The 19,307-nt window shown below is 43.7% G+C and carries 12 protein-coding genes and 1 tRNA gene; 11 read left to right on the forward strand and 2 right to left on the reverse strand.

What is annotated here, in order from left to right:
* Positions 1–1,068, forward strand: coding sequence for a formylglycine-generating enzyme family protein (locus tag ABQ275_RS02610; protein ID WP_349316714.1), 1,068 nt, complete (start codon positions 1–3; stop codon positions 1,066–1,068).
* A gap of 128 nt (positions 1,069–1,196) precedes the next feature.
* On the opposite strand, the gene ABQ275_RS02615 is transcribed toward ABQ275_RS02610, so the two are convergent.
* Together ABQ275_RS02615 and ABQ275_RS02620 are read right to left on the reverse strand one after the other, a co-directional pair.
* Positions 1,197–1,270 (reverse strand) — tRNA-Asp (locus ABQ275_RS02615).
* A 50-nt stretch (positions 1,271–1,320) separates the two neighbouring features.
* On the reverse strand, positions 1,321–2,550 hold the full coding sequence (locus ABQ275_RS02620) for an ROK family transcriptional regulator (protein ID WP_349316715.1): 1,230 nt from the start codon (positions 2,548–2,550) through the stop codon (positions 1,321–1,323).
* 140 nt (positions 2,551–2,690) lie between these two features.
* Here ABQ275_RS02620 and ABQ275_RS02625 point away from each other — a divergent pair, with 140 nt between their 5' ends.
* From ABQ275_RS02625 to ABQ275_RS02670, 10 genes are all read left to right on the forward strand, one after another.
* Positions 2,691–4,040, forward strand: coding sequence for a FecR family protein (locus ABQ275_RS02625; RefSeq protein ID WP_349318814.1), 1,350 nt, complete (start codon positions 2,691–2,693; stop codon positions 4,038–4,040).
* 260 nt (positions 4,041–4,300) lie between these two features.
* The gene (locus tag ABQ275_RS02630) at positions 4,301–7,696 is read left to right on the forward strand and encodes a TonB-dependent receptor (RefSeq protein ID WP_349316716.1); all 3,396 of its coding nucleotides are present in this window, start codon (positions 4,301–4,303) and stop codon (positions 7,694–7,696) included.
* Between the two features lie 17 nt (positions 7,697–7,713).
* On the forward strand, positions 7,714–9,351 hold the full coding sequence (locus tag ABQ275_RS02635; RefSeq protein ID WP_349316717.1) for a RagB/SusD family nutrient uptake outer membrane protein: 1,638 nt from the start codon (positions 7,714–7,716) through the stop codon (positions 9,349–9,351).
* 199 nt (positions 9,352–9,550) lie between these two features.
* Entirely contained in the window at positions 9,551–11,005 is a 1,455-nt protein-coding gene (locus tag ABQ275_RS02640) for a sulfatase (protein ID WP_349316718.1), read from the forward strand.
* Between the two features lie 51 nt (positions 11,006–11,056).
* Positions 11,057–12,955: a sulfatase gene (locus tag ABQ275_RS02645; RefSeq protein WP_349316719.1), complete on the forward strand. Its 1,899-nt coding sequence runs from the start codon at positions 11,057–11,059 to the stop codon at positions 12,953–12,955.
* Between the two features lie 54 nt (positions 12,956–13,009).
* Positions 13,010–13,798: an SDR family oxidoreductase gene (locus ABQ275_RS02650; protein ID WP_349316720.1), complete on the forward strand. Its 789-nt coding sequence runs from the start codon at positions 13,010–13,012 to the stop codon at positions 13,796–13,798.
* Positions 13,799–13,807: 9 nt separating this feature from the next.
* The gene (locus tag ABQ275_RS02655) at positions 13,808–14,941 is read left to right on the forward strand and encodes a hypothetical protein (RefSeq protein ID WP_349316721.1); all 1,134 of its coding nucleotides are present in this window, start codon (positions 13,808–13,810) and stop codon (positions 14,939–14,941) included.
* A 49-nt stretch (positions 14,942–14,990) separates the two neighbouring features.
* Complete coding sequence (locus tag ABQ275_RS02660; RefSeq protein WP_349316722.1) at positions 14,991–16,457, forward strand: FGGY-family carbohydrate kinase; 1,467 nt, start codon at positions 14,991–14,993, stop codon at positions 16,455–16,457.
* Positions 16,458–16,472: 15 nt separating this feature from the next.
* Positions 16,473–17,639: a hypothetical protein gene (locus ABQ275_RS02665; RefSeq protein ID WP_349316723.1), complete on the forward strand. Its 1,167-nt coding sequence runs from the start codon at positions 16,473–16,475 to the stop codon at positions 17,637–17,639.
* Positions 17,640–17,645: 6 nt separating this feature from the next.
* Entirely contained in the window at positions 17,646–19,214 is a 1,569-nt protein-coding gene (locus ABQ275_RS02670) for a sodium/sugar symporter (protein WP_349316724.1), read from the forward strand.
* The last annotated feature ends 93 nt before the right edge of the window (positions 19,215–19,307 follow it).

Below are 19,307 nucleotides of genomic sequence, written 5' to 3' on the forward strand. Positions count from 1 at the left end.
ATGATGACGAAATTTTTTTATCTCTCTATAATACTGTTACCGGTACTTGGCGGTTGTATCGGAAACCTTGCAGAGCGAAATGTAAGTGCAACAGCTGATACCGTTTCTTCACAGGGGAAATCTAACAGCGCTGAAGGTTCGGTGCCTTCAGATACTTTATCTATGGTTTGGATTCCGGCTGGATCATTCCGAATGGGCGCGGACGATCCTGCTTTTTTGGATACGAGGCCGGTTCATACGGTGGTGTTGGAAGGTTTTTGGATGGATGAACATGAAGTAACGAATGGTGAATTTGAAAAATTTGTGAACGCAACAAATTATATCACGGTAGCAGAGAGACCTTTGAATCCTGCTGACTTTCCAGGTGTGCCGATTGAAAGCCTGGTGGAAGGTTCGGTTGTATTTGTCCCGCCTTCTCAGGCCGTTTCCCTTGATGATCCGTTGCAATGGTGGCAGTATATACACGGGGCAAGTTGGAGGCACCCAGAAGGGCCGGGTAGCACCATTAACGGTCAACAAAACAATCCTGTTGTACATGTATGCTATGAAGATGCCATGGCTTACGCTAAATGGGCGGGCAAGCGTCTCCCTACGGAGGCGGAATGGGAATATGCAGCTCAAGGTGGAAATCAGGATCAGAAATACTATTGGGGTTCCGTGTTAAAGCCAGGTGGAGTATGGATGGCTAATATTTACCAGGGAAACTTTCCTGATAAGAATACAGGAGAGGACGGTTTTATCGGGGTTGCCCCGGTAAAATCTTTTCCGCCAAACGGATATGGATTGTATGATATGGACGGTAATGTATGGGAGTGGTGCAACGATTACTATAGGCCCGATTATTATAAGAATAGTCCGGTAAAAAGCCCGCAAGGACCATCAGACAGCTATGATCCTGATGAGCCCGATGCCATCAAACGTGTGCAGCGGGGTGGTTCCTTTCTTTGCAGCGACCAGTACTGTATCCGTTATAAACCAGGCAGCAGAGGTAAAGGGGAAGTGAGTAGCGGTTCCAATAACTTAGGTTTCCGGTGTGTGAAAGAGGGTCTTCCTCCTTCTGGAAAATAATTTTTGAATAGCTATTTCAGAAAACCTGCGCCAAAGGTGTTAATAAAATGGTTTGGTGTATTGCCGAAAGAAATGCGGGGATAAAAAAAACGGTACAAGCGATAGCGTTATCGACTTGTACCGTGAGGCGGACCAGACGAGACTCGAACTCGCGACCTCCGCCGTGACAGGGCGGCGTTCTAACCAACTGAACTACTGATCCGTTTTATTCAGCGAGTGCAAATGTAAAGAGAATTTATTCACTTTAGCAAATTATATATTAAATAATTTATTGCGCGCCAGCATAGAAGCGCCTATTACACCCGCTTTATTACCCAGTTTGGATAACTTATACAAGGTGTCATTATTGACCAGGCTGAGTGAATATTTATTGATAGCGCTTCTGAGGGGAAGAAAGATACACTCTCCGGTGGAAGATAAGGCGCCTCCGAGGATGATCAGCTCCGGATTGTAGAGGTTGATCAGGATCGCAATCCCTTTCCCTAGTTTCTCCCCTATTTCCGCAATTAATTCTATAGCGAGTGTATCATCGTTGTTGGCGGCTTCCAGAATATCTTCCATGGTTACGTCGTTGATATCAGGGATGTTTTTGGATACGATAGACGTGGCGCCGTGACTGAGTCGCCGCTTAAATTCTTTGACAAGTGCCTTTCCGGATGTTTCTGTTTCCAGGCAGCCTTTCTTGCCGCAATGACAAATGATTTCGTTATTGAAAAAAGGGATGTGTCCGAACTCACCGGCAAATCCTGATTTTCCATAGTAGAGTTCTCCGTTGATCATAACGCCAAGGGCTATCCCGTAATCGACATTGATGAAGATCACATCTTTTTCGTCCTTTACAACGCCACTACAAAATTCGCCATAGGCCATTGCCCGGGAGTCATTTTCTATATAGGTTTTTATCCCCAGTTTTCCTTCGAAGATCTTTGTGAGGGGTTCCTCATTAAAATAGAAGTAGCTGTAGCTGTAGCCGGTTTTATAGTTGATACGGCCGGAAAGGTTGATACAGATCCCGAATATTTTTTTGGACGACCCTTTTAGTTCCTTAATAAATTTATTAATGAGATGGCATAGTTGATCCAGTGAGGCGGCCGTGTTGTTAAGTTCATAGGGGATTTTTTCCTGAAACCTGACCAGGTCTTTCTGGAAGTTAAGGAGCCCTATATTGATATGATTGTTTTTTACTTCCACGCCGAGGAAAAACAGGGAATCGGATTCCAGTCCGTATAAGTTGGGCCGGCGTCCTATAGCGGATTCCGTTTTGCCGTGATCCTTTACCAGTTCGGCCTCTATCAATTCGTTGATAAGCTCGGCTATTTTAGGTGAACTGATATTTAGGGTCTTGCTCAGGTCAGCAATAGTGGTACTGCCCTGGTTGGCAAAATAGGAGAGGATCCCTTTTTTTAACTGCAGGTTCTTATAGGCTACACCGGAAATTTCCTCGTTGGATAGCTCACTAAGAAATGAATTGCTTCTTGCCATTTTAATTTTTACGGAGTTTTGAAGTAGATAACAAGATAGAATTTTTTATTCAGATAGCCGATGGAACCGATCTTTTGGCAAAAAAAGAAGTTTGTTTTACACTTAGTTAGGAAAATAATTTATTAAGATAGGTGGAAAGGATGTTGGTGGCAGGATATAAGGCAGTGGACAACATAAGAATGCTACTTGGAGTTCAGCCTGCGAAATTTTATTTTTCTTCCACCCCACCCAACGCGGTACGATACGTACTCTCCTATATAAGGATAGTTGTTAGAAGAAAACAATTTTTAATATTAACCTGCTTTATGGCTGTATCACGTTTAGAATATCTGTTCAACTGTTATGTTCATCGTAGTTGCACCATTGAAGAGGAGAAGGCGTTTATGGAATTATTGGACCGGTCTGAAAATGAAGCTGAAATCCGGACATTGGTAAAGGAATTTGTAGAAACTGCTGACACTGAAGTACATATGGATAATCATGTGGCAGCTTCTATTTTACAAAATATCCTGCAAAAGGATAAAAGCCGCCTGGTTCCCGTTAAAGGGGGAAAAGCCATTTTGAGGCCATGGATGCAGGTGGCGGCAGCAGCTTTGCTGTTAATTGCAGGAGGCATTTTATGGAGTACGCTACAAAAAGATAAAAATGAAGCCGGAACTAATATTGCTTCAATAACTGAAAGCAATTCATCGGTTGGGCCGGGAGGGGATCACGCGTTACTCACAATGGCCGATGGCAGTACTGTTGTATTGGATAGCGTTCAAAACGGGAGTTTCGGGGAAGGAAGTGCAAAAGTTACCAAACAGAATGGTGTATTAATTTATACTGCACCTGCGTCGACTGCTGCTGTCGCGCCGGTTTCTTTTAATACGCTTGCAACGCCCCGTGGCGGAGAGTTCAAAGTGGTATTACCTGACGGTAGCAAGGTTTGGTTGAATGCAGCGTCCTCATTACGTTTCCCCACCGTTTTTGCCGGTCGTAAACGGGAGGTGGAGTTAACAGGAGAGGCGTACTTTGAAATCGCGAAAAATAAAGAAAAGCCGTTCCAGGTAAAGGTAGGCGATATGTCGATAAATGTGTTGGGCACGCATTTCAACGTCAATGCTTATATGGACGACGATGCCATAAAAACGAGCCTGATCGAGGGAAGCGTAAAAATAACCAAAGGCAAAATATCTGATTTATTGAAACCGGGTGAGCAGGCAGTCCTGCGTAAGAAAAGCGATAGGGCGGAAATAAGAGCGGTTAATATGGACGAAGTGGTCGCATGGAAGAATGGATTGTTCGAGTTTGACGGAGTGGATATTTCAATTATCATGAGCCAGATCAGCCGCTGGTATGATGTAGATGTAGTTTATACCGGTAAAGTACCGGAACATGTGTTTGAAGGAAAAATAAGCAGAGATGCGCAATTGTCAGATGTGTTAAAAATATTAGAACTGAGCAATGTTAAATTTACAGTAGAAGGTAAAACTATATTTGTACACTAGCACCACGTATTATTCACTATTTAAAACAGGTATTTAGTTTAATTGTCTGTGTTTCGCAACATATGTAGATCACATATGCTTGCGTGGAATGCCGTTCAAAAAAAAGACCAGCAATGTTACGAGCATCGCTGGCCGATGGGTCAAAAGTCGTCTGTTAAACAAATTTTATCACCCTAAATCTAACCAAAATTATGTTTTTACCTGTAGGGTACCAAAACAAAAACGGTACCAAATCATCACGAGCCAAAATATGGATGATTATGAAGTTAACAACTGTATTACTGTTATTTTTCATATTCAAGGTTAGCGCGAATAGTTATGCGCAAAAGGTTACCATCGTTAAAAAGAATGTTCCTTTACTGGAAGTATTCAAAGCTATTGAGCAGCAGACCGGGTTCATGTTTTTTTATGATAAGGGGCTGATACAGAAGACCTCACCGATCGATATTACCGTTAAGAACGCGACGATTGATCAGGCTTTGACAGCTTGTCTGAAAGGTCAGCAACTTACTTATGCCATTGTTAAGAATACGATCGTAATCCGCTTGAAAAAAGCATATATATCTGATATTCTTTTAAATATTACCGGGGCCAGTGCGGTAGCTCCTCCCATTGATATTACCGGGAGAGTCGTCAATAAGGCGGGCAATCCTTTACAGGGTGTATCTGTAGTGATAGTCGGTACTAAAAAAGGAACGACTACAGATAGCGACGGGCGGTTTAGACTAACGGTAGCCGACGGAAATGATGTATTAGGGATTTCCAGTCTGGGATATCAAATGAAAACCGTAAAAGTTGATAAACTGACTGACATTAATGTCACACTGGAGGAGGATATTACCGGCCTGAATGATGTGGTGGTGGTAGGATATGGAACCCAGAAACGGTCGGATATCACTGGTGCTATCGGTGGACTGACAACGGAATCATTAAACGATAACAAACAAACGGATGTACTGAGCGCCCTCCAGGGAAAAATGGCTGGCGTGCAAATCAGCTCGCAGTCAGGTGAGCTAGGATCAGGCTTCAATATCAGGGTACGCGGTGCTACTTCCCTGAATGGGTCGTCCACACCCCTGTTTGTGATAGATGGTATTGCGATAGACCTGAACTCAAGTGAGATTGCGGGTTCTTCGCTGGGAACTTCGACCACCCCCAATCCGCTGGGTAATATTAACCCGGCAGACATCGAGTCTATTGAAGTATTGAAGGATGCTTCTGCTACTGCTATCTACGGGTCAAGAGGCGCGAACGGCGTGGTACTGGTTACCACCAAATCGGGAAAGGCCGGCAAAACGGTTATTAGCTATGATGGAAACCTCAGTATAGGTCAGATCAGCAAGAAGTTAGACGTTTTGGGTGTCCAGGAATATTATGAGTTCCGGAAAACAAAATTTGGACTAACCGATTCGCTGGTGTCAAAAATGGATGTGGATAAAGATGGTATTGTCGATGTACAGGGGCATAACTGGCAGGATGAAATATACCAGAACTCTTTATCACAAAATCATACGGTATCGCTTAGCGGTGGAAGCAAAACAACGCTCTTTTCCGCCAGCCTCAATTATCTGAGAGATCAGTCGGTGATTCGCATTAATACGAATGACCGGTATGGTGCCCGGTTAAGACTGGATCACAACGTAAATGAAGCATTTAAAGTAGGCGTCAATGTAAATACCTCTATTTCATCCCTGAATGGTGCTACGAATAGTGGTGGCTCCTTCTCCGGGGTAACAGACCGGATTCTTTTTTCCCGTCCTGTGGAAATATATACGGTGGAGGATGCCAATAATGGTTATGAAGATTACGTTTCGCCGTTTAATGATATTGTGAAAGCATATAAGAATGTAACCACCAGTAAAACCCTCCTGAACGCTTACGCTACTTACAAGATCAACAAAGAACTTACACTGAATATCACCGGTGGGGGTACCTTATCTAATTCAAAAGGTAAAGAGTTCTACGGCTCCAATACTACGCCTGGTGTAAGTGCCAATGGTAAGGCGTTTTTGCAGGATATTAATTCCTATAACTGGACAAATACCAGCCAACTTAGCTATCGTAAAAGATTTAATGCCAATCATAACCTGGATGTGATGGGCGCCTTTGAGATGAGTTCATATAATTTCCAGAGCAACAATCTGAGTGCACAGGATTTTCCGGATCAGAGTGTGGGTATAAATGATATATCCAAAGCGCAGTTGGTCAATAGTATCAAATCAAACCGCTGGAAAAATAACCGCTTGTCTTATATCACCAGGGCGAATTATTCTTTGATGAACAGGTATTTGCTGACGGCTACTTTCCGTGCAGATGGTTCGGATAAATTTGGTAAAAACAACAAATGGGGATATTTCCCCAGTGCAGCGATTGGTTGGAGAGTTACGGAAGAAGGTTTCATGAAGAATCAGCGTCTTTTCGATAACCTGAAAGCACGGCTGAGTTATGGTGTCACGGGTAATGAGGGCATCCCTGCCTATAGTTATCTCCCACTTCTGGAAAACTCCTATTATGCTACCGGTGGTAAGGCACAATTCGGACAGGCCATCGTGAATCCCGGCAATCCAGACCTGAAATGGGAGGAGAGTACGCAGTACAATGCTGGCCTGGATATGGCAATGGCAAAAGGAAGAATTGAATTGACAGCTGACTACTACGTCCGTCAGGTTAAAAATATGTTGGTTAAAAGGGTGCTGCCATCACAATCCGCCTACAATTATCAATGGCAGAATGCTGCCAGGATTGATAACCGTGGTTTTGAATTTGGTTTAGCTACCCGTAACATCGACACAAAATCTTTCCATTGGAATACTAGCCTTAACGTAACCTTCGATAGAAGCAAGGTCGTAAGTTTGGGTGGTGCCGAAAGTCTGCCGATTGCCGGACCTGGCGATATTCCTACATGGGGACGTATAACTATTGGTCAACCAGTAGGTACAGGATATGGCTACGTACTTGATGGTGTCTATCAGCTGAACGACTTTACCTGGCAGGGTGATAGCGATCCTACCGTTGAGCCGGGGCTCAGAGTCTACGAACTGAAACCTGGTGTTGTTTCCTTTAACGGTGCAAAGGTGAAACCAGGCAGCTATAAATTTAAAGACCTGACGGGTGATAATGTGGTAGATGACAGTGATATGCGGATTATCAGTCAGAGCCAGCCTAAATTCACAGGCGGAATTACCAATACATTCAGCTATAAAAATTTCGATCTGAGCTTCTTTGTAGAAGGAGTGCACGGTAGACAAGTACTGAACACCATTAAGCTGTATCTGACTTCCTATAATAATAACAAGAACATCAGTACGGATTTTTATCATAACCGCTGGACAGAAGACAACCCTACCAACGAATATGGAACGTTTAGTACCAGTAATGCCACAGCGCTGTATCCATCTTCATTTTATGTGGAAGATGCTTCCTATCTCCGCCTGAAAAGCTTAACGGTAGCTTATAATGTTCCCGGTAAGTACACCAGCCGCGCAGGTATCAGCAGGGCAAGAGTCTATTTTACAGGCAATAATCTGCTAACCTGGACGAACTATTCAGGTTATGATCCCGAAGTAAACTGGCGCAATGATCTGTTGACAGGCCTTGATAATCTGGCGTTCCCACGTATGCGAACATTTATTTTTGGCGCCACTGTTACCTTTTAATTTTAAAGAATTGCAACATGAAAACTATAAAATATACTTTAGTAATTATTTTGGCAGCAGTTCAGTTAAGTGGATGTAAGAAATTCCTTGACAGCGTTCCTTATTCCACGATATCTGCTGAACAGTTTTACCATACAGCTGCTGATGCTGAAAAAGCGATAAACGGGTGCTATAGCCCGCTAAATGAGAATTCGATGCAGGGGAGAGCAGGTGGACTATATTTCCATCAGCTTCCGGTGATGCTGACTGCTAGCACAGACGAAGCCGTGAAACGCTTTAACCTTGATAACGCAAAGTTTGGCCCATGGGGTATTGCAAGCTGGTCCAGCAGCTCTGAGATGAATCAGGAAGCCTATTTCTGTTTTTATGCTGCTATTGGACGGTGTAATATCTTACTGGATAAACTGGATGGCATCAATATGCCCGACGCACGCAAAGAAGAAATAGTTGCGGAAGCCCGTTTTCTCCGTGGTGTTTATTATATGCACCTGGGTATGATGTATGGCGGTGTGCCGTTAGTGACCAACGCTGAATTAGACGTGGATGGTCCGCGTAAACCACTGCAGGAAGTGTTTTTACAGGTGATTGCAGACCTGGATTTTGCTTACCAGCATCTGTCTCCCCGCGCCAGCATCAGTGGAAGAGCTAATAAATGGTCTGCAGCAGGATTTTTGGCAAGAACATATGCCTTCCTGGGGAGTTCCAAACTGAATAGTGTCGGAGCTGACCTGAATTTCCCGTTAAATAGCTTTGACTGGGTTAATTCGGATGAGGCGTACACCCACGTGAAAACATTAACGGATGACATCATTACCAGTGGTGGATACAAATTGACGGCAAAGTATGGCTACCTGTTTATGGAAACCACCAAGTCGTATCAACAGGAAGAATGTCTGTTTGTGATAGAAAGCAGCGAGGATCCCCTCAATGGTAACTACTTCAATTCGCAGAACCAGTTCTTTTCGTCCGGCGCAGTTAATACCTACGGCGGCGGTGCAGCGCAGCAGGTACCACTGGGAGAACTTTGGACCAAATACAATGCTAATGACACCCGTCGTGGATGGAACCTCACAGGTGCCTATACTAATAAATCTGTGAAAGAAACCGTAGATGGCGCAGTGTATTATGCTCCCATTGCAGTGACGGATGCGAGCATAAAAACAGGTTACTTCTACGCAGGAAAATTCCGTGCGATAGATCCTGCCACCAAAAAGATCGATAAAAAGAAATGGGCAGGGAATTATCCTATGCTCAGACTCGCTGAAATATACCTGTTACGTGCGGAAGCAGTATTTTATCTCACTGGAGACGTGGTTACCGCTACAAGTGATCTCGTAACAGTAAGACAGCGTGCCATTCCTGCAGCCAACCTGACCGCAGTAAATACCGCCTATAAAAAAGCCGACTTCGTCGCCGAGCTGCTGGATGAACGTGCACGCGAACTGTGCTTTGAATCATTAAGACATATTGACCTGATGCGTTTTGATCGCTATCAGAGTGCCATTAACAGTTTGAGTGACGGCAAAACAGTATCGTTTAATAATCAAATGGTGCCGACATTTAAATTGAACTGGGCGTCTTACCGGATCTGGTTCCCCATCCCTTTGAATGAGCTGGTCTTAAACAAAAACTTAGTCCAAAACCCGGGATACTAAAGGGATATTATAAATATCATTACTTGACTGTTCATATGCTGGCAACGCGTAAGCGTTGCCATTCAATAACCTTTGTGCTAAAAAGTTTACGATGTTGTTAAAAATATTGTTGAGAGGATATTGTATCGGTATTACAATTTCTTTATGTCTAAGCCCATTTATTGTAAAATGTCAAAGTAAACAGCCCAACATCATTTATATGATGAGCGATGATCATGCCTACCAGGCCATCAGTGCCTATGGGAGCGGCTTGAATCAAACACCGAATATTGACCGTCTCGCGAAAGAGGGCGCGCTGTTTACAAAAAGCTTTGTAACCAATTCTATCTGCGGACCAAGCAGGGCAGTAGTGCTGACGGGAAAATTTAATCACCTGAGTGGCAAAACAGATAATCAACATGCGATCTTCAATAATGACCAGGTAACGTTTGCGAAATTATTGAAAAAGGCCGGCTATACAACGGCTATGGTTGGCAAATGGCACCTGAATGGCGACCCCCAGGGTTTCGATTATTGGAATGTGCTGCCAGGACAAGGCGAATACTACAACCCCGATTTTAACGAGATGGGCGTTAAAAAAAGAGTGGAAGGATATGTGACTACCCTAACAACAAAGTTTGCACTGGATTGGCTCGAAAACCGGGATACCTCAAAGCCATTCTGCCTGATGCTGCAACAGAAAGCTCCCCATCGCACCTGGCTGGCGGAAGAAAAGTACCTCAACTTATACGAGGATACAGAATTTCCACTGCCGGATAATTTTTTCGATGACTATTCCGGAAGAGGAACTGCCGCCCACACACAAAGAATGAAGATCTCAGAGTATCTGAACTGGGGTCATGACCTTAAATTTGAAAACGACCCATTCACTGGTGAAACGACCAATTTTCTACCCGAAATAAAACGGTTTACCCCACAGCAATTAGCTAACTGGCGGGCTGTTTATGATAAACTGAACGCTGTTTTCCTGAAGAAGATCCCCGAAGGAGCTGAATTGGATAAATGGAAGTATCAACGCTATATGAGGGATTATCTCAAATGTGTTAAATCAGTAGATGATGGCGTAGGCGAGGTATTGGCATATCTGAAAGCCCATGGCCTGGAAGAAAATACAATCGTGGTTTATACCTCCGATCAGGGTTTTTATCTGGGAGAACACGGTTGGTTTGATAAGCGGTTTATGTATGAAGAATCCTTACGCACACCTTTATTGATAAGATATCCCAAGGAAATAAAACCGGGTACAGTTGTGAGTAACCTTGTTCAAAACCTGGATTATGCACCATCCATCCTGGATTACGCAGGTGTATCCGTTCCTCGTGACATGCAAGGAGAATCCTTCCGGAAACTGGCGGCGGGAAAACCGGTGAAGAAGTGGCGGGATGCTATCTACTACCACTATTATGAGTACCTGGCGAATGTGCATAACGTGAAAAGACACTACGGTGTACGTACAGACCGGTATAAGTTGATACATTTTTACTACGATGTGGATGAATGGGAAATGTATGACCTGGAGAAAGATCCGAAGGAAATGAAAAGTATATATGATGATCCGGCATATGCAAAGGAAAGAGTTGCTTTACATAAAAAGCTTACCCAACTACGCAAAAAATATAAAGACAGAGATGGACTAGGGGAAACTTTTCCATAGTGAATGATATGTGTGATAACAGTCTGTACAATTCTGAATAAAATTCTATGCATGAAAAATAAATTGAGACTCAGTTCCATACTGCTTTTTTTCTCCATCGCTTCATTTGGTCAAACCAAACCAAATATTCTTTGGATTACTATAGAGGATACCTCGCCTCAGTTTATTGGCTGTTATGGAAATAAAGATGCCAGTACACCAAATATCGACAGGCTGGCGAGCGAAGGGGTGAAATTCACAAACGCATTTTCTACAGGTACTGTTTGCTCGCCAAGCCGTTCCACCATTATCACTGGTGTCAGAACATTTAAGCTGGGTACCGGACATCATAGGAGTAACTATCCGAAGCCTGACTATATCTATGGCTTCCCGTATTTTTTAAAACAGGCAGGATACTATACTACTAACAATAGTAAAGGCGACTATAATGTAAGTAATTCTAAAGAGTTTATTGCAGACGCGTGGCATGAGTTTTCCAATGAGGCAGGATGGTGGAACCGCAAACCGGGGCAACCTTTCTTTGCTATTTTCAATTACATGGATTCTCATCAGTCCCGCACAATGACCGACTCCTACGAACAATATACAAAAGACGTATTGGATGAATTGCCCGTAAAAGATCGTATAGGCGAACAGGCTTTTGACATGCCTCCTTTCTATAAGGATAGCCCGGAAATGCGTAAACAAATGGCACGGGTTTATAACGCCATTAAGTTAACAGATAATAAGATCGGCCAGTTATTAGCTAAACTTAAAGAGAACCACCTGCTGGATAGCACCATCATCTTTTTTTATGCTGACCATGGAGAAGGGATCCCAAGAGGGAAAACAAATGGCATCGATCTCGGCTACCGTGTGCCGTTTATTGCATGGTTCCCGCCCATGTACGAGCATCTGTCTCCCTGGGGTGTTGGAGGAAAAGTGTCTGATGAGCTGATTGACTTCGAAGATCTTGCGCCAACAATCATTAACCTGGCAGGAGGAAATATACCTGACTATCTGAAAGGAAGAATATTGACCGGAGATAATCGCTCGAAACCAGTTGATCATCTGTTACTTTCTTCAGATCGTTCTGATAATGGGACCGACCTCGTGCGTACCATCACAAACGGGAAGTATATCTATTCCCGGAACTTCATGCCTTTCATGCCACAGGTACGCTATATCCATTATATGGAGATGGGTGATATCAAGCAACAGATGCGGAAGGACCTAAAGGCGCATACACTGAATGCTTTTCAAAAAAGCCTTTTTGAGGAGCGCCCGGCGGAGTATTTATTTGATACGGAAAATGATAAATGGGAAGCCAATAATTTGGTTAACGATCCCAGGATGAAACCTGTTTTGGCGAAAATGAGACAACAACTTACTACTGATATATTAGCGGCAAGAGATGTTATGTTTCTTCCGGAATATGAATTTGGCCTGATTTCAAAAACGACAAACCTCTATGAATTTCGCTTAAGGGATGAAAACTATCCCATAAAGGAGATCTATGAAGCGGCTTCCTTATCAGGAAAACGTGGAGGAGATATCACACGCAAACAGATCCGCCTGCTTAAGAGTAAAAATAACATTGTCCGCTATTGGGCCATGACCGGGCTCCGGTCGCAAAGCGAAAAGGATCTGAAGCCTTACCGGTCGGCTGTAGTAGCTGCAATACTGGACGAATATCCACCGGTGGCTATTACGGCTTCCGCAATTGCCTATCAGGTATTCAAAGAGAAAGCAGGAGAAGAAAACCTGAAAAAATATAGTAGTAGTGATAATATGGATCTGTCATTGATGTCAATCAACTACCTGCTGTATGTAGATAACAAGCAACCATTTATTAATACGATCAAAGCTGTTCATGAAATGAAGGGCAGAAATTATAATGTTAAATCGGCTGCTTTGGATTTTTTATGGAGCCTGGGACTGGTGCCCAATACGCCCGAAAATGAAAAGTAGCGGTCATAGGTCGTCGCATAATGCAGACATATGGCCCGGAAAAATAATTCAGCTATGGTAGTCGATAGGGACAATTTCAATAACAAAACGGTACTGGTTACCGGAGGTTCAAAGGGGATTGGGAAAGCATGCGCGCTTCGTTTTGCCGGAGCAGGTGCCAACGTAATTATTAATTACGCCGGTGACGATGAAAAGGCAAATGAAACCCTGCGGCTAATTAACCGGAAGTACCCTGGTAAAGCTACACTGGCAAAGGCCGACATGGGAAACCCCATAGAAATTGATACCCTGTGGGAGATGTTTAACCACACCGGAAATTTCCCGGAGGTATTAATATTGAATGCCGCATATCAGCAAAAAATGAAGTTTGAAGAATCGAACTGGGAACTATTAGAGAAAACCTTTTCTGTAAATGTTTTTGGCAACTTCCATCTGGCGAAATTATTTGTTCAGACATGCAAAGCAAAAAACATCCCCGGCAAACTTATTATACATAGTTCCAATCAGGGCGAATTTGTGAACCCTACCGGGTTTGCGTATTCACTTTCCAAAGCCGCCCTGAACCACATGGTAAAACATATTGCGTACGCTACTTCAAAAGATAATATACGCGTAAATGGGGTTGCACTGGGTTGGTTTGATACGGAAGGAGAAAGAACATTTTACAGCGGAGAGAATATTGGAGAACATGCTGGTAATACAATTCCTATCGGAAGAATTGGGAATGCGGAGGAAGCAGCAGATCTGGCTTTTTTTCTGGCAGGTGATCAATCATCGTACATGACAGGAAGTTTACTTCGTCTGGATGGCGGCTATGCATTATCGCCAGATGCAACAACATAAAAATTGTACATGGGAAATAAAGTAATCGTATTCGGAGCGGGCAAAATCGGCAGAGGATTTATCGGACACTTGTGTAGTAAGAGCAACCGGGATATTGTATTTGTTGATAAAGACGAAGGTTTGATCAGTGCGCTGAAAAAGTCTAAGACGTATCAGATCCATATTCTCAATGCGAAAAAGGACATCGTTGAAATAAATCCGCAGCATTGTTACGCTATTAACGACCCTTCCTGGCTGGACGTATTTGCTACTGCGGAGGTGTGCTTTACGGCTGTTTTTGGAAACAACCTGGAAGACCTGGCAGCATCTATTGCCAAAGGAATTGTGCACAGGATGGAGCAGGGCAACGACGGGAGCATGAATATCATTACCTGCGAGAATTTATCTCATGCGGCGGCTGTGCTCAAACAACACGTTGCTAATAAGATGCATAACGACGCATCGAGGCAATACCTGGAGGCTAAAGTCGGTTTTGTAGAAGGCATCATGCTGAAGACATGTCTGTCAGATCCAGATCATCCGGTGAATGTAATGGTACAGGATTTCAATGAATTGCCATGTGACCTGGATGGTTTCAAAGGAAAGATACCGGACATTACCGGCCTCAAGCCGTTGCCGGAGTTTCGGAATCAGCTGGTACGGAAAATATATACCTATAACTGTATCAATGCCGTGATGACCTATATGGGCGCTGCAAAAGGCTATAGCTATTTGTCAGAAGCTGCCGCCGATCCTGAAATTTACCAGATGGCTGCCACGGCAGGTGGGGAAGCAAGTAAGGCATTATTGGCCGAATTCGGCTTTGATCCTGCAGAACAGCAAGCATGGGTACAAAGTGCCCTGGATAAATTTGCAGACCCCGCCATACCGGACCCAATTCTAAGGAATGCCGCCGATCCTGTACGGAAATTAAGGAACGATGACCGGCTTATAGGACCGGCCAATTTGGCTTTGAAACATCATGTGGTTCCCCGGGCCATCATTGCTGGTGTGCTGGCAGCCTTACAGTATGAAGACGAAGAGATTTCAATGAAAACAACCCGGGCACTTCACGGAGTTGGCTGGATGCTGCAACAATATTGTAATCTGGATACCAACGATCTCCTGTTTCAGATGATTGTGTTGGAAAGTCAGCGTAAGTAGCGTTTAAACCGACAGTATTTTATCGAAATTTTATCAAATAATATCACCCGTGAATCATTCCACTACACATTCCGCCTTTGCTGCGATCGATATCGGGACCACCAACATCAAATGCGGGGTAGCCATCGTTGGAATAAACAACAGCTTCCGTATCATTGGAAGTTGGCGGAATGAAACAGTCAGTGCTTTTCCCGGTCAGGCACTAAACAGCTTCTCTAAAATTGAAGCCATCGTAATGGAATGCCTGAAACATCTTGGCCAATATTGTCTGGAGCAGCAGGTGAAAAAAATCCACATCGGTATCAGCGGCCACGTGTCCAGTTATTTGAATTGGGATAAAGACGCAGCGGTACCTGTCAATGATTTTTTCCCAATCTGGTCTGATCACACTTGTGAGCCGGCACTACCGGGAATCAGAACACTCTTCAAAGACAACAGCGCAGAACAATATTTAGGAACGTTCCTTCCTCCTGCAACGAATTGGCTTGTTACGAAAATCCTTCACCATCACCAACATAATAACGCCGGAAACCATATTATTCTGCAGATATCGGATGCAATATTTCATCGTTTAACAGGCGGTTATTTCACTCATTTCAGCACGGCTGTCAGCCTTTGCCATCGGATAACGCGCGCTTACTCGAAGGATATACTTGATGCATTAAATATTTCTACGGACAATTTACCCGAAGTAAGTAATGACCGGTTTTTTACAATGCTGGAGATGTGGAAAAAAAAATGGAGCCTGCCCACTGAAACCTTTGTATTCCCTGGAGTAGCAGACTTCTATGCATCCTTTGCCGCGCTTGATTTAAAGCAGGAGGAGGGATTTATTTTAAGCAACAGCTCAGAGATTGCCGGAAAACGACTCGGTAATGAACAGGTTAAATCAGACCGTTTTTTACAAACCTGTTTACAGCAGAACGAATCTATTTTGTACGGAAGTACGCAAACAGGTGGGAATTTGATCAGTTGGTTCTTTGAAAAAATATATCGTCAGCCACTCAATTATGAAAACCTGACGGGTTTATCTACCAGCACACTAAATATCAGCCCACTTTCCTGTCCGCTTTTCATTCCCTACCTCGAAGGAGAAAGGGCGCCATTCTGGAATAATCATCTCAGTGGAGGGTTTATCAACCTGAAAACGCATCATGACATGGCGCATCTATTCAAAGCGGTACTAACCGGAGTGGCTTTTGCCCGCCGTTTAAGCTTTGAATCAATGCCGGGTAATAGCCCTGCAATGATTAAAATAGGTGGCGGCGGAGCCAGAAATAATGTATGGAATCAGCTGAGGGCAGATGTGATGGGGAAACCGCTGCTTGTGTTTCAGGAGGCGGAATTATCGATACTTGGAACCATCCTATTAATGGCAGCGGAGTTGAAGAATGATGACATAACAAATTATATAGCAGCGCTACAGCAAACCGACAGGCTGAATCCTGATATGAGAATGACGGACTTGTATGTAGACCAATACAGCCAGTTCATTCGTTATACTAAATCTTTTTAAAGGAGGATATTCTTGATGAAATCAATTTTAATTTTTGGTGCCGGAAAAATCGGGCGTGGTTTTATTGGCCGCCTCTTTTATGATGGTGGGTACGACCTGTATTTTGTGGATAACAACCGGGATACCGTAGAACTGTTGAACACGGAAAAACAGTTTAGGGTACAGGTAGCCGGAAAGCCTGAGATGACACGCTATATTCCTGTTAGCGGAAGCTTTCATATAAGCGATCATCAAGGCATGAGGAAGGTCTTTGAAAAGGTAGACCTTTTTATTACTGCGGTAGGCGCTCCTAACATGCTCGGTATGACGGATGTTATTAAAGAGTTGCTGATGAAGCGGGACCACAGCTTGCCAGTTAACTGGCTTATTTGTGAGAATGCGTACCGCCCGTCTGTATTGATAAAAGAAAGACTGTTGGAAAATGCCGGGAATGATTTCCGGGATTTTGTTACCAATAAACTAGGATTAGTGGAGACACAGATCCTCTGTTCAGTCATGCTGCCGGATGACCTGATCCTGCAACAGGAACCTTTGGCATTAAAAACACAGGATTGGTCGGTGCTACCTTTTGACAAAGACGCATATAAGGGCGCTATCCCTGTATTTCCAGGATTGATGCCTAAAAAACATTTTGAAAATGAGCTGGTGCGTAAGCTATTTACGTTCAATGGCACGAATGGTCCTATCAGTTATGTCGGCTGGTTAAATGGATACCAGTTTCTCCACGAAGCTGCTAATGCACCGGAATTAAATGGTTTTATCGAAGAGATCCAGTCAGAATCCAAATTCGGGTTGATCGGAGAGTATGGTTTCGATCCGGAGGAGCAGGACAGATTTCATTTATTGGCTTTGACGAAATACAAGGATGAAACATTGGAGGATTTGATAGAAAGGAATGCGCGGGACCTGAGAAAAAAACTGGGCATAAATGAGCGGTTGGTGGGCCCGGCGCTATTGTGTTTAAAACATGGCAGAAAGCCATATGCTTATGCCACTGCCACTGCTGCGGCCATCAGGTATGAAGGATCAACGGACGAAGGATCCCTGGAAGTCCGTACATCTTTAGCACAGAATGGATTGTTGACTACACTATGCAGGTATACCGGTTTGCCGGAGGATCACCCTTTTATTGACATGGTCATACAGGCGGATCAAAATGAATTATTTGCTTTTTCAAAATAGTACCATATGAGTATTTCGACTATTGATTTTCTGGTGATCTGTACCTACAGCCTGATCATTGTCATTGTTGGGTTGTACGTTTCACGTAAGAAAAAAGGCCACGAGACAACTTCACAGGATTATTTTCTTGCAGGAAAAACGTTGACCTGGTGGGCTATCGGAACATCCATCATCGCGTCTAATATTTCCGCAGAACAGTTTGTAGGAATGTCCGGATCGGGATATGTGATTGGGTTGGGTATTGCCTCCTACGAATGGATGGGTGGGCTTACACTAATTGTGGTAGCTAAATATTTTATTCCCATCTATCTGAAAAAGGGAATATATACGATGCCGCAATTTCTTCAGAGTCGTTTTGATAACAGGGTACGTACCAGTCTTGCTGTATTTTGGGTGGTACTGTATATATTCGTTAACCTCACCGCTGTACTGTATCTGGGAGCGTTATTTCTCAGCACCGTACTGAATGTTGGTTTGATGCACTGTATTATCGGGCTTGCTTTATTTTCCGCTATCTATTCGATTTATGGCGGATTAATGGCAGTGGCGTGGACAGATGTGATCCACGTTACGTTTATGATTATAGGCGGATTGCTGACGACCATTTTTGCGCTGGATGCAGTCAGTAACGGAAACGGAATTATAGCAGGGTTTCAACAGGTACTGGCTGTTGCTCCTGAAAAATTTCATATGATTCTGCCGAAAGATAATCCACATTATGATCTGCTGCCTGGTATCAGTGTACTGATCGGAGGAATGTGGGTGCTTAATCTTGCTTACTTTGGATGCAATCAGTATATCACACAGCGTGCGCTGGCGGCTAAGGATCTGAAGGAAGCACAGAAAGGAATGTTGTTTGCAGGGTTTCTTAAAATCCTGTTACCGGTAATCGTGGTATTACCGGGTATTATCGCGTTCGTTTTAAAAAGCGATATGGTTAAGCCCGATGGGGCTTATCCGTGGATCATTAACCAATTTCTGCCGACAGGGGCAAAAGGAATTGTCATTGCAGCCATGATCGGCGCCATCGTATCTTCTCTTTCTTCGATGGGAAACAGTGCTTCCACCATTTTTACAATGGATATCTATATCAACTATCTCAACCCGAAGGCGAGTGAGAAGAAGCTTGTTTTGGTAGGACGGATTTCGGCGGTTGTTTCGTTAATGATAGCAGTGGTTTTAGCAAGGCCGCTACTGGGTGACCTGGATCAGGCATTTCAGTTTATCCAGGAGTATACAGGGTTCATCAGCCCTGCGATCATTGCCATTTTCGGGTTTGGACTTTTCTGGAAACGGGCTACTTCGAATGCCGTTTTATGGGCAGCCATTGCGGCGATACCTTTGTCTGTGATGCTGAAAGTATTCCTGCCCCAGCTGCCATTTATGAACCGGGTATTGGTAGTGTTCCTGATCTTATCGGCCATTATTGTTGTCATCAGTAGAATAGAATCAAAAGGGCCAGCTGACAAAGCCATTGACATAAAAAGATCGATGTTTTATACCAGCAGACAGTTTAATCTTGGCGCCATTATTTTGTCCATTATACTGGCGGCGCTTTATCTTTTTTTCTGGTAATAGAAAGATCCGGGGAGATATGTCATCTGTAACGAAATAAATTCACGGATACACCCACCCGAATGTGGGCTAAACGTACTCTTATATAGGGAG

Origin of the sequence: Chitinophaga sp. MM2321 (genome assembly GCF_964033635.1) — a bacterium.
Lineage (GTDB): Bacteria > Bacteroidota > Bacteroidia > Chitinophagales > Chitinophagaceae > Chitinophaga.

Excerpts from the sequence above, each read along its gene's own strand:
- ABQ275_RS02640 (WP_349316718.1), top strand. The coding sequence starts at position 9,551 with ATGATGAGCGATGATCATGCCTACCAGGCCATCAGTGCCTATGGGAGC.
- ABQ275_RS02630 (WP_349316716.1), top strand. The coding sequence starts at position 4,301 with ATGAAGTTAACAACTGTATTACTGTTATTTTTCATATTCAAGGTTAGC.
- ABQ275_RS02620 (WP_349316715.1), bottom strand. The coding sequence starts at position 2,550 with ATGGCAAGAAGCAATTCATTTCTTAGTGAGCTATCCAACGAGGAAATT.
- ABQ275_RS02635 (WP_349316717.1), top strand. The coding sequence starts at position 7,714 with ATGAAAACTATAAAATATACTTTAGTAATTATTTTGGCAGCAGTTCAG.
- ABQ275_RS02650 (WP_349316720.1), top strand. The coding sequence starts at position 13,010 with ATGGTAGTCGATAGGGACAATTTCAATAACAAAACGGTACTGGTTACC.
- ABQ275_RS02645 (WP_349316719.1), top strand. The coding sequence starts at position 11,057 with ATGAAAAATAAATTGAGACTCAGTTCCATACTGCTTTTTTTCTCCATC.
- ABQ275_RS02665 (WP_349316723.1), top strand. The coding sequence starts at position 16,473 with ATGAAATCAATTTTAATTTTTGGTGCCGGAAAAATCGGGCGTGGTTTT.
- ABQ275_RS02610 (WP_349316714.1), top strand. The coding sequence starts at position 1 with ATGATGACGAAATTTTTTTATCTCTCTATAATACTGTTACCGGTACTT.
- ABQ275_RS02655 (WP_349316721.1), top strand. The coding sequence starts at position 13,808 with ATGGGAAATAAAGTAATCGTATTCGGAGCGGGCAAAATCGGCAGAGGA.
- ABQ275_RS02670 (WP_349316724.1), top strand. The coding sequence starts at position 17,646 with ATGAGTATTTCGACTATTGATTTTCTGGTGATCTGTACCTACAGCCTG.
- ABQ275_RS02625 (WP_349318814.1), top strand. The coding sequence starts at position 2,691 with ATGTTGGTGGCAGGATATAAGGCAGTGGACAACATAAGAATGCTACTT.